Annotated in this window: 10 protein-coding genes; 8 read left to right on the top strand and 2 right to left on the bottom strand. The window is 65.3% G+C overall.

Features of this window, described 5'->3' with window-relative positions; genetic code table 11:
* Nucleotides 1–2: 2 nt before the first annotated feature.
* The 3 genes from DRB06_RS15375 (at nucleotide 3) to DRB06_RS15365 (ending at nucleotide 6,280) form a co-directional block, all read left to right on the top strand.
* The gene (locus DRB06_RS15375; RefSeq protein WP_111820423.1) at nucleotides 3–1,994 is read left to right on the top strand and encodes a beta-galactosidase; all 1,992 of its coding nucleotides are present in this window, start codon (nucleotides 3–5) and stop codon (nucleotides 1,992–1,994) included.
* A 44-nt stretch (nucleotides 1,995–2,038) separates the two neighbouring features.
* The gene (locus DRB06_RS15370; RefSeq protein WP_211482995.1) at nucleotides 2,039–4,063 is read left to right on the top strand and encodes a hypothetical protein; all 2,025 of its coding nucleotides are present in this window, start codon (nucleotides 2,039–2,041) and stop codon (nucleotides 4,061–4,063) included.
* 279 nt (nucleotides 4,064–4,342) lie between these two features.
* Nucleotides 4,343–6,280 carry an endo-1,4-beta-xylanase gene (locus DRB06_RS15365; protein WP_111820422.1) on the top strand — a complete coding sequence of 646 codons (1,938 nt, stop codon included), beginning with the start codon at nucleotides 4,343–4,345 and terminating at the stop codon, nucleotides 6,278–6,280.
* A 282-nt stretch (nucleotides 6,281–6,562) separates the two neighbouring features.
* Here DRB06_RS15365 and DRB06_RS15360 read toward each other — a convergent pair whose 3' ends face one another.
* On the bottom strand, nucleotides 6,563–7,690 hold the full coding sequence (locus DRB06_RS15360) for a LacI family DNA-binding transcriptional regulator (RefSeq protein WP_111820421.1): 1,128 nt from the start codon (nucleotides 7,688–7,690) through the stop codon (nucleotides 6,563–6,565).
* Nucleotides 7,691–7,938: 248 nt separating this feature from the next.
* On the opposite strand from DRB06_RS15360, the gene DRB06_RS15355 reads away from it, so the two are divergent.
* From DRB06_RS15355 to DRB06_RS15335, 5 genes are read left to right on the top strand one after another with little or no spacing between them, the layout of a single operon-like run.
* Nucleotides 7,939–9,246 (top strand): extracellular solute-binding protein, encoded by a 1,308-nt coding sequence (locus DRB06_RS15355; RefSeq protein WP_111820420.1) that lies wholly within the window; start codon nucleotides 7,939–7,941, stop codon nucleotides 9,244–9,246.
* Nucleotides 9,247–9,285: 39 nt separating this feature from the next.
* Nucleotides 9,286–10,221 carry a carbohydrate ABC transporter permease gene (locus DRB06_RS15350; RefSeq protein WP_111820419.1) on the top strand — a complete coding sequence of 312 codons (936 nt, stop codon included), beginning with the start codon at nucleotides 9,286–9,288 and terminating at the stop codon, nucleotides 10,219–10,221.
* Entirely contained in the window at nucleotides 10,221–11,054 is an 834-nt protein-coding gene (locus DRB06_RS15345) for a carbohydrate ABC transporter permease (RefSeq protein ID WP_073329809.1), read from the top strand. The genes DRB06_RS15350 and DRB06_RS15345 overlap by 1 nt, the downstream gene beginning before the upstream one ends.
* Nucleotides 11,055–11,102: 48 nt before the next feature.
* Nucleotides 11,103–12,146, top strand: coding sequence for an NAD(P)-dependent alcohol dehydrogenase (locus tag DRB06_RS15340; protein WP_111820418.1), 1,044 nt, complete (start codon nucleotides 11,103–11,105; stop codon nucleotides 12,144–12,146).
* Nucleotides 12,147–12,184: 38 nt separating this feature from the next.
* Complete coding sequence (locus tag DRB06_RS15335; RefSeq protein ID WP_111820417.1) at nucleotides 12,185–14,155, top strand: right-handed parallel beta-helix repeat-containing protein; 1,971 nt, start codon at nucleotides 12,185–12,187, stop codon at nucleotides 14,153–14,155.
* A 64-nt stretch (nucleotides 14,156–14,219) separates the two neighbouring features.
* On the opposite strand, the gene DRB06_RS16300 is transcribed toward DRB06_RS15335, so the two are convergent.
* Nucleotides 14,220–14,564 (bottom strand): DUF6571 family protein (locus tag DRB06_RS16300; RefSeq protein ID WP_181575289.1); only part of this gene is annotated, 345 nt, incomplete at its 5' end.

Below are 14,564 nucleotides of genomic sequence, written 5' to 3'. Positions count from 1 at the left end.
TAATGCAGTTTCCCGAGCACATCCTGCATGGAGGTGACTACAACCCGGAGCAGTGGGACGATGCCACCATTGATGCCGACCTGACTGCCCTGGAGGCAGCCGGAATCAACACACTCACGCTCAACGTATTCGGATGGGCAGACCTGCAACCGGCCCCTGACACCTTCGCCTTCGACCGCCTCGACGTCTTACTGGACCGTGTCCATGCCCGCGGCTTCGGCGTTATCCTGGCCACCCCGACTGCGGCGATCCCGCCCTGGCTAGCAACTGAGAAGCCGAGCACAATGCGTGTGGACTTCGAAGGGCGGCGACACGGCTTCGGTCAGCGGCACCATTTCTGCCCCACCTCGCCGGTTTTCCGAGAACAGGCGCAACAAATCGCCGGTCTGCTCGCGCATCGCTACCATGGCCACCCCGCTCTACTCGCGTGGCATATTGGCAACGAATACGGCGGTGCCTGCTACTGCGAGAACTGCGTTGCCGAATTCCGCCGTTGGCTGTTGCGGAGGCACGGTGGGCTCGGCAACCTCAACCACGACTGGTGCACGCAGATCTGGTCCCACCGTTTCACACACGCAGACCAGATTCCCGCACCGAACGCGCTCACAGAGCACTGGGGCGGCCCCTACCGCAGTGGTTTTCCAATCATCACGCTCGAGTACAAGCGCTTCATGACCGAGCAGTTCGCCGCCTGCCTGGAGGGGGAAATCGAGCAGATTCGCCATTTCGACGCCGTCCACCCGGTCACTACCAATCTAATGGGCGCGTACGAGCATCTGGATTACTTCCGGTTCGCCAGCGGCCTTGACGTTGTGGCCTGGGACAACTACCCGCGTGCCATCCGCGCCTGGCCGGAGATGGCTTTCAACCACTCCCTGATGCGCGCGGTAGGACGTGGTAGGCCCATGTGGCTGATGGAGCAGGCGCCGGTGGCCACGACGTGCCGGGACGTCAACCCCACCCGTGCGCCGGGTGTGCTGCGTCGCTGGAGCCTACAAGCGCTCGCTCAAGGGGCTGATACAGTGCTCCACTTCCAGATGCGCTCCGCACCGGCCGGATCGGAAATGTGGTTCGGTGGCGTCCTGGACCACCGCGGTCGCACCGACACGCGTACCTACCGGGAGACGGCGAGACTCGGCCGAGAGCTGTTCCAACTCGACGACCTCGTCGGCAGTCGGGTAGAAGCCCAGGCGGCGGTCCTTATGGATTGGGACTCCTGGTGGTACAGCCGGCTCGTCGATGGGTTTTCCGACCACTGGGACCTTGTCGATCAGGCCCGGCAGTGGCACGAGGCACTTGCACGTCACCTCGGAGGTGTGGACGTCACCGACGGCCGCAGCGACCTGTCCCGGTACCGGATCGTTGTCGCGCCCAGCCTCTATATGGCTCACAACGACGTTATCGACGCCCTGCGCCGGTACGTGGCAGATGGCGGCATACTGCTGACCGGCCCGATGTCCTTTGCCGCCGATGCCACCGGCCGTGTGTTGGTGGACGACCGGGTGGACGAACTGCTCGGCTGTCAGGTCGAGGAACGCGACGCTCAGGAGCCCGGATTCGGCGTTGAACTGACTCTTCCTGACGGGACCACCGATACCGCCCACCATCTCTTCGAGATCTTGCGTCCCACCGGCGGGCAGACTGCAGGGCATTGGCGGTCCAGTTGGTTCGCAGGCGGCTCCGCCATAATTCGCAACGCCTTCGGTCGCGGCACCGTCATACGCCTCGGCGCGCTGCTGAGCCAGGCCGGACGCCGACGCCTGATAGCCTCCCTTATCGGCCCGGCCCCCGGGCACCCTCTGGTCGGCGAACTGGAACACGTCAGCCGCACCTGTTCCCGTGGCACCTTCGACATCCTGCTCAACCACGATCAGACGCCCCTGGCCTGGACACCGCCCGTGCAGGGCGTTGACCTGCTCACTGGCAGGGAGTCCCCGGCAGGGGAATCGCTGACCATCCCGGCCGGAGACGTGATCGTGCTTCGTCGCACTTGACCGCACGCCTTCGCCACCCCGTCGCTCAATTCGAGGAGCCCCGCATGCCCGCCCGACCTTTCACCACCAGCTCATCCATGTGGCTCGAGCCGGCTACAAAGCCGTGGCTTAACGCCTACACCCCCCGCCCCATAGGCGGAGACGAGCTGATCGAGCGAGCCGCCGATGACTGGCGACGGCTCGCCGCTAGTGCTCCGCCTGCTCGGGGCATAGGTGAGTTGTTGATTACCACCCTCGAGTACGCTTCAGTTCTGCCGCCCACGCTGTACGGAGCCGCCTGCGCTGTGGCGGCGCCCCCTGCACCCGAGGGGTACGTCGTCACTCGCGGCAACGCAGGGGATCTAGCTGTCGTTGGGGCCGACGCTGCCGGCGCTCTGTACGGCACATTACGGTTGCTCGTCCTGGGGCCCGAAGCCCTGTTGGGAGGGAAGAAGACCGTCGTCAGCAGCCCGGATCTGTCCCTGCGCATGCTGGACCATTGGGACAACCTCGTGCCCCACCCGGTCATGGGGACCATTGAGCGCGGGTATGCGGGGGACTCGGTATTCTTCGAAAACGGAGACCTGGTCCCCGATACGGATCGCATCGACGACTACGGGTTGCTGCTGGCATCCATTGGCATCAACGCCGTATGCCTGAACAACGTAAATGTCCACGCTACCGAGGCGACGCTGGTCGGAGAGCGCCTCGATCTGGTGCGGGCTATCGCCGACATTTTGAGACGTCACAACATCACCACCTTCGTTTCCGTCGACTTCGCCGCGCCCATGACCCTGGGAGGGCTGGCGACTTGCGATCCGCTTGACGAGTCCGTGGAGCGTTGGTGGCGTGAAACTACTGATCGTGTGTACAGCGTTGTGCCCGACCTAGGCGGTTACGTGGTCAAAGCCGACTCGGAGGGGCGTCCCGGCCCCTTCGACTACGGGCGGGACCATGCCGACGGCGCTAACCTGCTGGCCGCTGCACTCGCACCGCACGGCGGACTGGTCATGTGGCGGTGCTTCGTTTACAACCACCGTCAGGACTGGCGCGATCGGACCCTGGACCGTGCCCGCGCCGCCTATGACCACTTCATGCCCCTGGACGGGCGTTTCGCCGACAACGTCCTACTCCAGATCAAGCACGGTCCCCTCGACTTTCAAGTGCGTGAACCAGTCTCCCCACTGTTGCTCGGTCTGCGCGAGACTCGCGTGGCCCTCGAACTGCAGATCGCCCAGGAGTACACCGGGCATGCCTGGGATACCTACTTTCTGCCCACCGCTTGGCGGGAAGTGCTGGAACTCGATGTCGCTGGAGATGGTGGTGCGGATCTGGGCCGGGATCTGGTGGATCGCCGAGGCTCGGCGATCGTCGCTGTTGCCGGGGTGGGCCGGGACTGGAACTGGACCGGAAACACCTTCTCGCAGGCCAATCTGTATGGATACGGACGGTTGGCGTGGGACTTGCATGAAGGCACGCAGACCATCGCTCAGGAGTGGGCCATCGCTTCCTTCACTGGTGACGCCGACCTGCATGAGGCATTGACCCGCATTCTGCTGCGCTCCCGTGAGGCCTACGAGAACTACACTGCGCCGCTCGGCGTCGGATTCATGGTGACTCCGGGTGGACATTATGGCCCCAACATCGACGGATACGAGTATTCCCCCTGGGGCACCTATCACTTCGCCGACCGGGACGGCGTAGGTGTGGATCGCACGCCCACAGGATCGGGGTACACCGAGCAGTACCCGCCGGCGCTCGCAGCTCGGTATCGGTCGTTGGAGGACTGCCCGGAACGTTTACTGCTCTTCTTCCACCATCTGCGCTATGACCAGGTGCTGCCTCAATCCGGGGTGACACTGATCCAGCGGATCTACGACACTCACTTCGAAGGGGTTGAGCAGGTGCGCGCCATGCGGCGAGACTGGGAGACGGTGCGTGAGCAGGTGCCGGAAGGCACCCGCACCGATGTCGACCGCCGCTGGCAGGCTCAGGAACACAATGCCATCGAATGGCGCGATCAGGTATGCACGTACTTCTTGCGTCACTCCGGCATTGCCGACGCTGCCGGCCGTACCGTCTACCCGTAACCGACTCGGCACTCGTTCGCGCGTACCCCATCGCACCCCTCGGAGCGGCCCGCATGAAGAGGATCAGTGGCGAAACGCAACGAAACCGTTGATGTCGCATTTCGGTATGTGTAGTGTCGCGACCGCGGGCCAGCGTCGGCCGGCATCCCCTAGCCATCCTCATCACTTGGACCTGCCGCTACGAGCGCTCCCATGTAGGACCGTACCGCCGCATGGGGCTCATCGTCGCGCCGTCGCGGTAGGCGTCCGGGCCGGTGGGACAACAGCAAAGGCAAGCGCATGCGCACAGCAAAACCCCGGCGTGCCCGCCGGAACCGTCTGCTTGGGGCGATTGCCGCGGCCGCCGTCGCGACCGCGGGATTGACGGCGGGGGCGGCCGCGGTCGAAACACCGACAGAGCCCCAGCCCTACGCAGTCAGCTACTCCAACTTCGAGTCCAGTCAGCCGGACATGCCGTGGGGCCCACGCGGCGAGGGTGTCACCGCCGTCACCACCAACGAGGTGCGGCGTAGCCCCTGGAACAGCCTGTACGTCACCGGTCGTACCCAGGCCTGGCACGGAGTGGAGATATCCATCGGCGACTACATGGAGGCGGGGCAGGCCTATGACGTCACGGCCTGGGTGCGCCTACCGGACGGGGCTGCCCCCACCCGTGCCAAGCTGACCGCCGCCCAGAGTGACGGGCAGTACCTCGAGATCACCTCACCTACCGAGGTCGGCCAGGAATGGGTGGAACTCACCGGAAGTTACTCGCCCCCCAAGGGCATCGACGGGACCGTCTACATCGAGCTGGAAGACCCCACGGCGTCCTTCTATGTGGACGATGCCGCCATCACCGCCTACGCCTGCGGGCGGGGTCCGGTTGATGACTCGACGCCCCTGACCGAGGCCTTGCCCTACCCGGTGGGTGTGGCGGTTACCGCCAACACCCTGCAGGGCGACTCTCTGGAACTGGTCGACCGGCACTTCAATCAGGTCACCCCGGAGAACTTCATGAAGCCGGAGGCCTGGTACAACGCCGACCACAGCTTCGTCACCGAGAACGCCGAGGCCGATGCGGTCATGGACTGGGCACAGGCCAACAACGGCCGGGTGTACGGACACGTGCTCGTATGGCACTCCCAGACCCCGGATTGGCTGTTCCAGCACGAGGACGGCACCTTCCTGTCGGGTGACTCCGAGGCCGATCGTGCCGAACTGCGAGAGCGGATGCGCACCCACATCAACAACGTGGCCAAATACCTGTCTGACAAGTACGGGCTGTTCGGCTCGGACACCAACCCGCTGGTGGCCTTCGACGTCGTCAACGAGGTCATTGCGGACAGCCCCTCTCCCGAGACCGATGGGCTGCGTGACTCCTACTGGTACCAGATCCTGGGCGAGGAGTTCATCGACGACGCCTTCATTTACGCCAACGAGGCCTTCAACACCACCTACGCCGCTCCCGGCGCCGACCACCCGGTGACGCTGTTCATCAACGAGTACAACACGCAGTACGGCACCGACGCCTCCTCCAAGACCGGGCGTTACCACGCCCTCATCGAGCGGCTGGTGGCGCGCGGCGTCCCGATCGACGGCGTCGGGCACCAGTTCCACGCCTGGCTCGACGACGACGTTGAGGGCTTCGGGGCGGCCATGAGCGCCTTCGACGACCTGCCGCTGGTGCAGGCGGTTACCGAGCTGGACGTGCCCACCCGCACCGGCACGCCCGTAGACACTCAGACACTGTTGGACCAGGGCCGCTTCTACCAGAGACTGTTCGAGATGTTCGCAGAGCAGGACGCCAAGCAGGATCTGTTCTCGGTGACGCTGTGGGGCCTGGTTGACTCCGGATCGTGGCGGTTCTATTCGGGTGACCCCTTGCTGTTCGACCCGTACTACCGCGGCAAGTGGGCTTATGCCGCCGCCGTCGGCCAGGACATCCCGGCGACGCCGCAGGAGTGCAGCGTCCCGGAGCCGACGCAGGACCCGACGCCTCCCTCCGGGCCCTCGGTCACCGCTACAGCGTCGGCGGCTTCGGCTGTGCCCAGCGCGAGCGGTCCGCCCGTGCCCTCGGGGGCAGCGAGTGCTACGCCGATAGTTGGATCAGTGCCCTCGCCGGGTGGCGGTGGTAGTCCCCTGGCGCGCACCGGTGCCGAGGTACTGGCCCTTCCGGTAGCGGTCCTGCTCCTGGGAGCAGGCACGTTGATGCTGCGGGCACGACGTCGGGTCGCCTGAGACTCCCGTAGCCGGGGCGGTACGACCCGGCTACGGGATGCGCCGGTCGGGGGACGCTACCCGCCGGCGCCGCGGGAGGGCACGATGGAATGCCGTCGTGCCCTCCCGTCGTGCTTCGGTTGGAGCGCCGCGCTCGCGTCGATAACCCCCAAAGTCCGCAAGGGCAAGGGAATAGCCCGGCAGGTGAGCGGTGTTCTAATCGCTCGCTCAGCTGATCCGGGCCCTTGGTGTCCTTGTGGATGCCCTCGGCGGGTGGTTCAACCGGGTCGCTTGCGTCGGGAGTCATCCGGTCACCGCCGGGTGGCTCCCCTCTGTTGTGCCCGTCGGTGCGTCTTCCTGATAAGCCGAACAGGTGCGCAGGGGAGGTGCGGTTGAGTCGCGTACTACGAGGGTGGTGGCCAGTTCGATGGGGGACAGGGCGCGGGAGCCGCGTGAGGTGGCCAGGCGGATGACGGTGCGCATAGCTTCGGCGCCGATGTCGACCAGAGGCTGGTGAACGGTGGTGAGCCTGGGGGAGCAGACCGTGGCGGTTAAAGTGTCGTCGAATCCCACCACCGACAGGTCCTCGGGTACGCGCAGATTGCGGCGCCGGGCTGCCTCGATGACGCCGACCGCAGCGGCGTCGCAGCCGGCGATGACGGCGGTGGGCGGCGCCTGGAGGTCCAGCAGGTCCCCGCCGTGGATCAGGCCGGAGTCGTAGTCGAAGCGTCCGGCGCGCACCAGTGCGGGGTCGTGGGCGATGCCTGCGGTGGCCAGGGCGCTGCGGTATCCGGCTACCCGCTCGTTGGCGGGTATGGATTCCGACGGGCCGGTGACGATGCCAATGCGGCGGTGGCCCAGTTCGAGCAGGTGCGTTACGGCCTGCTGCCCGCCGCGTTGGTTGGTGGCACCGATCGACGAGACGCCCCCGGGCACCGCACTGGCTGGGTCGACGGCAACCAGGGGAACGCTCAACTCACCGGCGGAGGCGACCATTGTCGCGGTGACGCCCGTGGTGACCAGCACGACCCCGTAAGAGGAGGGCAGCACCTCAAGCACACTGCGTTCCCACACCTCCCGGTGCGCCTGATCCAACTGGTCCATCGACGAACCGATGTGCCGGACCCGCAGCCAGACGCCATCGAGTTCCGCCTCCTCCAGCAGTCCTCGCAGCACATAGGCGGCGTACTGAGTGTCCACGGTGTCGAATACCGCCGTCACCGGGCGCGCAGTTGGATCTGCGGCGGCACCGGGCAGCGTGGTAACCGGGGTGCGATAGCCGAGCTCACGCGCGGCGGCGAGTACGGCCGTCCGGGTCGGGGCGGAGATGACCGGGTCCGCCCGCAGCGCCTTCGAGACGGTGGCCACGGAGACTCCCGCACGGGCGGCTACGGCGGCCTGTGTAGGACCGGAGGAACGCGGTCGGGGCATGTGAACCTCTCAGGATCGGGGCAATAAGTTTCGTTTATTTTCGCACAATGGGTCACCATTTCCGACGTGTGTTACAAGATCGTGATCAAATGTACGGTTGTTTGGTGCGACGCAGCGCTGTAGTATCAGTTCGTCGGCGAAACAAACGAAAACATTTTCGCTATGTGGACGACGGTGTTCACCGATGCTTGCTCATTTCCCGCGGTGCGGCGGCGTGGCCGCACCGGCTCAGCATGAGAGGAACAACCATGTACCAGCTGAAGATCTCGCGGCGGCAGATGACCGGCGGCATGCTCGCGGCGGGTGCAGCCGGGCTCCTCGCCGCCTGTGGCAACCGCCCCGGCTCCACTGCCTCTGCCGGAAACGGCGCCACCGCCTGGGTCCTGACCGGGGGCCCGGAACAGACCTTCCGGGAGTCCTTCGAGCGCTGGAACGCTGCCCACACCGGTCAGCAGATCGCCACCGAGTGGTTCGCCAACGACGCATACAAGGAGAAGATCCGCACCGCCGTCGGTGCCGGCAACGCACCGACTCTGCTGTACAACTGGGCCGGCGGCACTCTGGCCGACTACGTCGCCAACGAGCAGGTGGTCGACCTGACCGAAACCACTGCCGCGGCACAGGAGCGCATCGTCCCCTCGCTGCTGGACCCCGGCAAGATCGACGGCAAGGTCTACGCCCTGCCCAACAACAACGCCCAGCCGGTCATGCTCTACTACTCCAAGCCCGCCTTCGAGGCCATCGGCGCGCAGCCGCCGACCACCTGGGACGAACTGCTGGAACTCGTCCCCGAGTTCACCGCCGCCGGATACATCCCCTTCGCCGAGGCCGGCTCCTCCCAGTGGCCCTACCTGATGTGGATCGAATACCTGACCGACCGCATCGGGGGCCCCGAGCCCTTCGCCAGGATCGTCGCCGGGGAGTCGGACGCCTGGTCGGACCCGGCCATTACCGGGGCGCTGGAGAAGATCCAGGAATTGGTCAGGGCCGGCGGTTTCGGAAACTCCTACGGCTCGGTCGACGCCGACTCCGGTGCCGACATCGCCCTCATCCACACCGGCAAGGCGGCCATGATCCTCCAGGGCTCCTGGGTGTATGCAAACTTCCTCACGGATGCCCCGGACTTCATGAGTGACGGCAACCTCGGCTACATGGACTTCCCCTCGGTGGCTGGTGGTACCGGCGACCTGTCCAACATCGTGGGCAACCCCGCCAACTACTGGTCGGTGGCCTCCAATGGCTCCCAGGAGGCTCAGCAGATCGCCATCGACTACCTCAATGAGGAGCTCTACAACGAGGCCTACATAGAAGCGCTCGTGACAGGAGGCACCATTCCGGCCGCGCTGGACGCCGACGACGCCATTGCCGCCTCCGAGCACGCCGAGTACCTCGCCTACGGCTATGACATGGTGAAGAATGCCGGGAGCTTCACCCAGTCGTGGGATCAGGCGCTGTCCTCGGCCGCGGCGCAGGAACTGCTCACCAACCTCTCCCAAATCTTCTTGTTGCAGCTAGAGCCCGAGCAGTTCGTCGCCAATATGAATGCGACCCTGTGAGGGCATTCCGAGCCGCACACATGCCTAGCAGGATCGATCATGACTAATCCTATTGCCCGTCGTCGGGCGGTCGGCCGCGTCCGCGGATCGGGCGGACGCGGCGTAGCCGGGGGTCCCTCGGCCTGGTATGCCGCTCCGGCGCTCGTCTTCTTCGGCTGCTTCGCCTTGGTTCCGCTCATCGGCGTATTCGTGCTGTCCTTCATGAACTGGGACGGCCTGGGGTCGTTATCCTTCGCCGGCACGAGCAACTGGAGCCGAATGCTCGGCAATGCCACCACGCAGCACGCGATCGTCCTGACCCTGATCATGACGGTCATGTGCTGGGTCATCCAGACCCCGATCAGCCTGCTGCTGGGCGTATTCATGGCCGGACAGCAGCGCTACCGCGGCGTGCTCTCGGTGCTTTACTTCCTGCCGCTGCTGTTCAGTGCCACCGCGGTGGGCATCGCCTTCACCGCGCTGTTGGACCCCAACTTCGGCATGTCGCGGGCATTCGGGCTCGACTTCCTGTCCCGGGACTTCCTGGGGAATCCGAGCCTGGCGCTGCCGACGATCATGGCGGTCATCGCCTGGTGCTTCGTCCCCTTCCATTCCCTGCTCTACCAGGGCGCTGCGCGCCAGATCCCGGCCAGTATTTACGAGGCGGCAATGATTGACGGGGCCAATAGGGTGCAGAACTTCTTCTACATCACTCTGCCGCAACTGCGAAACACGATCATCACGTCCTCCACCCTGATGATCACCGGCTCACTGACCTACTTCGACCTGATCTTCGTGATGACGGCCGGCGGGCCGGGCAATGCCACGCGTGTGCTGCCCCTTGACATGTACCTGACCGGTTTCCGCTCATACAACATGGGCGGGGCCAGCGTCATCGGCGTCATTCTGGTCGTCGTCGGACTGCTCATCGCCTGGCTCCTTAACAACGTCTCCGGCAGCTCGAGAATGGAGAGCGACATGGAAGGAGCCCTGTGATGAAACTCTTCCGCGGAGGGACGCGGCCGAACCTGATCGGCGGGCTGTTCGGCTGGATCTGGCTGGCGATCGCCGTCGTCCCGATCTACTACATCATCGTCACCAGTCTGCGCTCGCAGGCCGACTACTACGTCGAGAACCCGCTCTCCCTGCCTTCCAACCCGACGCTGGACGCATATATCCAGGTCTTCGCGAACGATTTCTGGACCTACTTCCTCAACTCCGTCATCGTGACCGTGGCGACCGTCGCCGCAATCCTCGTTGTCTCCTTCATGGCCGCCTATGTGATCGTGCGCAGCCGCACAGCCTTCTCCAACCGGATCTTCTCCCTGTTCCTGCTGGGCATTGCGATTCCGATCCAGGCCACGATCGTGCCGGTCTACTACCTGATCGTGCAGCTCGGCCTATATGACACCCTGTGGGCACTGATACTGCCCTCGGTCGCCTTCGCCATCCCCATCTCGGTGCTCATCCTGACCAACTTCCTGCGGGACGTGCCCCGGGAACTGTTCGAGTCAATGAAGGTCGACGGCGCGACCGACTGGCAGATGCTCTGGCGCCTTGCCGCACCCATGTGTCGACCCGCGCTGGTAACCGTGGCCATCTACGACGCCCTCAACGTGTGGAACGGGTTCCTGTTCCCCCTCGTGCTCACGCAGAGCGCCAACAAACGCGTTCTGCCGCTGTCACTGTGGAACTTCCAGGGGGCCTTCTCCTCCAATACACCCGCCATCCTCGCCGCCGTCGTGCTCTCGGCCCTGCCGCTGATCGTCGCCTACGCCTTCGGACGTCGGCAGATGGTGGCCGGACTGACCGCCGGCGTCGGCAAGTAACCGCCTCCCGAACCAACCGCTTTATCCGAGCCTGAAAGAGGAACCAACATGTCAGATAGCTCCGAGCCATTCGCCCTACCGCAGACCATGCGCGCATCCGTCCTTAAGGAGGCGGGCGTCATCGTATTGGAGGAGCGTCCCGTACCCGTCCCAGACCCGGACCAGGTTCTGGTCCGCATCGAGTCCGTGGGTGTATGCGGCTCGGACGTTCACTACTACCAACACGGACGCATCGGAGACTTCGTCGTCCGTGAGCCCATGATCCTCGGTCACGAGTCCGCCGGCACTATTGTCGCCGTGGGCGCCGACGTCGATCCCGGCCGGGTGGGGCAGCGGGTGTCCATCGAGCCGCAGCGCTGCTGCCGGGTATGCAAGTACTGCAAGCGTGGGGAGTACAACCTTTGTCCCCATATCGAGTTCTACGCCACCCCGCCGATCGACGGCAGTTTCGCCGAGTACGCCCTCATCCAGGACGATTTCGCCTACGCCATCCCGGATGACATGTCCTTCGACGCCGCCGCGCTGCTCGAACCGCTTAGCGTCGGCATCGCCGCGGTGCGCAAGGCCCGCATCGGCGTGGGCGACAGTGTCCTCATTGCGGGCGCCGGCCCCATTGGGGCCATCGTCGCCCAGGTTGCCCGCGCCTACGGAGCCGGCACCGTCGTCGTCACCGACCCAGTGGAACAGCGTCGCCGCATGGTCCTGGAGTTGGGGGCCACCGAGGTCCACGCGCCCGGGGAAGCCGCACTCGACGGACGCGCCTTTACTGCCTTCTTCGACGCCACTGGCGTGACCGCCGCCGTCGTCGATGGCATAAAGCGAGTCGAACCTGGCGGCTCTGCGATCATCATCGGCATGGGGGACGACGACATGCTCCTGCCGGTCTCCTACATCACTAGCCACGAAGTCAACGTCACCGGCATCTTCCGCTACAACAACACCTGGCCCACCGCGATCGAGCTGGTCTCCTCCGGAAGGGTCGATCTCGACGCCCTGGCCACCGACCACTACGGCCTCGCCGACGCCGAGACCCCACTGCGGGACAAGCCCGCGCCCACGACGCTGAAGAGCATGGTCCATCCGCAGCGCTGACGCACGCTGCCGCCCACAACCGCAGAAACGAGCACAACATGTCCACCGTTTTCCACGTATCCCCGTCGGGCTCCGATGCAGGCCCCGGCGACGTCGCCGCCCCCTTCCGCACCATCAACCGGGCCGCCCGCGCCGCCATGCCAGGCGACACCGTCCTCATCCACGAAGGCACCTACCGCGAGTGGGTGCGCCCGCCGCGCACTGGCCGCGACGAGGAGCGCCGCATCATCTTCGCCGCCGCCCCCGGTGAGCACCCGGTGATCAAGGGCTCCGAAGTTGTTACCGGCTGGGAGCGCGAGGGTGACGGCGTCTGGCGGGTGGAACTGCCGGGCACCATGTTCGGCGACTTCAACCCCTTCGCCGAACCGATCGAGGGCGACTGGATCGTCTACGCCTCCCGGCAGGCCCCGCGCAAGCATCTGGGCGAGGTGTACCTGGACGGGCGCAGCCTGTACGAGGTGACCAGTCGGGCAGAGGTGGACGCTCCGCCCCGCCGCACGCAGGATGTGGATCAGTGGACCTGCACCCCGGAAGCCGTGCGCGACCCCGACTGGACTCAGCGCGTCTGGTACGCGGAGGTGGGGGAGCGGGCCACCACGGTGTGGGCGAACTTCGGGTCGGCGGATCCCAATGAGGCGCTGGTGGAGGTCAACGTGCGCCGCAGCGTGTTCTACCCGGAGGTGCACCACATCAACTACATCACCGTGCGCGGCTTGGAACTCGCCCAGGCTGCGACCCCCTGGGCGCCGCCGACGGCGGATCAACCGGGACTGATCGGCCCCAACTGGGCCAAGGGGTGGGTGATCGAGGACTGCGACATCCACGACGCCAAGTGCTCCGCAGTTTCCCTGGGCAAGGAGAACTCCTCCGGGGCCAACTGGGCCGCTGAGCGTCTGGATAAACCCGGCTACCAGTATCAGCTGGAGGCGGTCTTCTCTGCTCGCCGGGTGGGTTGGTCCAAGGAGCTGATCGGCTCGCACGTGGTGCGCCGCAACCACATTCACGACTGCGGGCAGACCGGCATTGTCGGCCACCTGGGATGCGTGTTCTCCGTGATCGAGGACAATCACATCCACGACATCGCCACCAAGCGTGAGTTCTACGGCTATGAGATCGCCGGCATCAAACTGCACGCCGCCATCGACACGGTGCTACGCCACAACCTGATCGAGGATTGCACTCTGGGGACCTGGCTGGACTGGGAGGCGCAGGGCACGCGCGTGACGCGGAACGTGTACCGCCGTAACACCCGCGACCTGTTCATCGAGGTCAGTCACGGGCCCTACCTGGTGGATCACAACGTGTTCGCCTCGCCGGTCTCGCTGGAGGGCCATTCCCAGGGCGGTGCCTATGTTAATAACCTGCTGCTGGGCGTGGTCGCCAACCAGCCCATCATTGAGCGGCCCACGCCTTACCATCTGCCGCACTCCACGCAGGTGGCAGGGTACGCGGCCATCCGCGGCGGCGATGACCGTTACATCGCCAACCTGTTCCTGTCCACCGTAGGGGAGGCCGCCTTCGTCAACCCGCCCGCTCACCGGAAGATCAGCGATGGCACCTCCCTGTTAGATGCGCATCCCCATGGTGCGGAGGCCTACCTGGCACAGGTGAACGATCCCTCCAAGGGTGACCATGAGCGCTTCGAGGGCGTGGAACTGCCCGTGTACGTGCGCGACAACGCCTACGGCAAGGGGGCTCCCGCCTATGTGCGTGAGACGCGGCCGGTCCACCTCGGAGAGGTGAATGTCGCGATCGAGGACGCCGACGGTGGTGGCGTAGAGCTGGTGATTGAACTGCCGGAGGCCTTTGCTACGGCAGCCTCGACGACGATCGCCGGACGGGACTTGGGGCGCGCCTGGTATCCGGATGCCGCTTGGGAGAACCCGGACGGCAGCGAGGCCTGGGCCGACGTCGACCTGGTAGGCGGCGTCAAGGACCACGACGCCGCCTACCCGGCCGGGCCGCTGGCCGGTCTGAGGCCGGGGGTGAATCGCGTGCGGATCCGGTGATTCAGGCGTGGCTCAGCCCGCTGCCGCTCCGGACGAGAGCGGCAGCGGGCTGAGCGCTCGCGAGTCAGCCATCGTACTTACTCCCGGATCGGTGACCATGCATGTAGCCGTTGCCGAAGTCGTCGGTGATATCTTTGAACACGTAGTCGCCGATACCGGTTTGGACCATGTCGACCCACGCGTCCACTTCGTCCGCGGCCATGGTGGGGTCGTCGGCTTTTGATAGGTCGATGGTGTGGGTGCCGTCGGGTCTGGTGACGATCCAGGTGTAGGTCTTACTGCTGTCCCCGGTGATGGTGTAGTCCTCGGGGTCCAGCAGGTCGGCGTTCGCGGCGTCCTGGATGGCCATGGCGGATAGTTGGTTTTCGTCGTTGGTGTGTCCGGTGATGAAGGCGTGATTGTAGGTGTT

It is taken from the genome of Actinomyces sp. Z5, assembly GCF_003287795.1.
In the GTDB taxonomy this organism is placed as follows: Bacteria; Actinomycetota; Actinomycetes; order Actinomycetales; family Actinomycetaceae; genus Actinomyces; species Actinomyces glycerinitolerans.
The sequence above is the reverse complement of the archived record's forward strand: the minus strand, read 5'-3'. Positions and strand labels throughout refer to the sequence as shown.

Coding starts and splice junctions, on each gene's coding strand:
- DRB06_RS15375 (WP_111820423.1), top strand. CDS start 3: ATGCAGTTTCCCGAGCACATCCTGCATGGAGGTGACTACAACCCGGAG.
- DRB06_RS15370 (WP_211482995.1), top strand. CDS start 2,039: ATGCCCGCCCGACCTTTCACCACCAGCTCATCCATGTGGCTCGAGCCG.
- DRB06_RS15365 (WP_111820422.1), top strand. CDS start 4,343: ATGCGCACAGCAAAACCCCGGCGTGCCCGCCGGAACCGTCTGCTTGGG.
- DRB06_RS15360 (WP_111820421.1), bottom strand. CDS start 7,690: ATGCCCCGACCGCGTTCCTCCGGTCCTACACAGGCCGCCGTAGCCGCC.
- DRB06_RS15355 (WP_111820420.1), top strand. CDS start 7,939: ATGTACCAGCTGAAGATCTCGCGGCGGCAGATGACCGGCGGCATGCTC.
- DRB06_RS15350 (WP_111820419.1), top strand. CDS start 9,286: ATGACTAATCCTATTGCCCGTCGTCGGGCGGTCGGCCGCGTCCGCGGA.
- DRB06_RS15345 (WP_073329809.1), top strand. CDS start 10,221: ATGAAACTCTTCCGCGGAGGGACGCGGCCGAACCTGATCGGCGGGCTG.
- DRB06_RS15340 (WP_111820418.1), top strand. CDS start 11,103: ATGTCAGATAGCTCCGAGCCATTCGCCCTACCGCAGACCATGCGCGCA.
- DRB06_RS15335 (WP_111820417.1), top strand. CDS start 12,185: ATGTCCACCGTTTTCCACGTATCCCCGTCGGGCTCCGATGCAGGCCCC.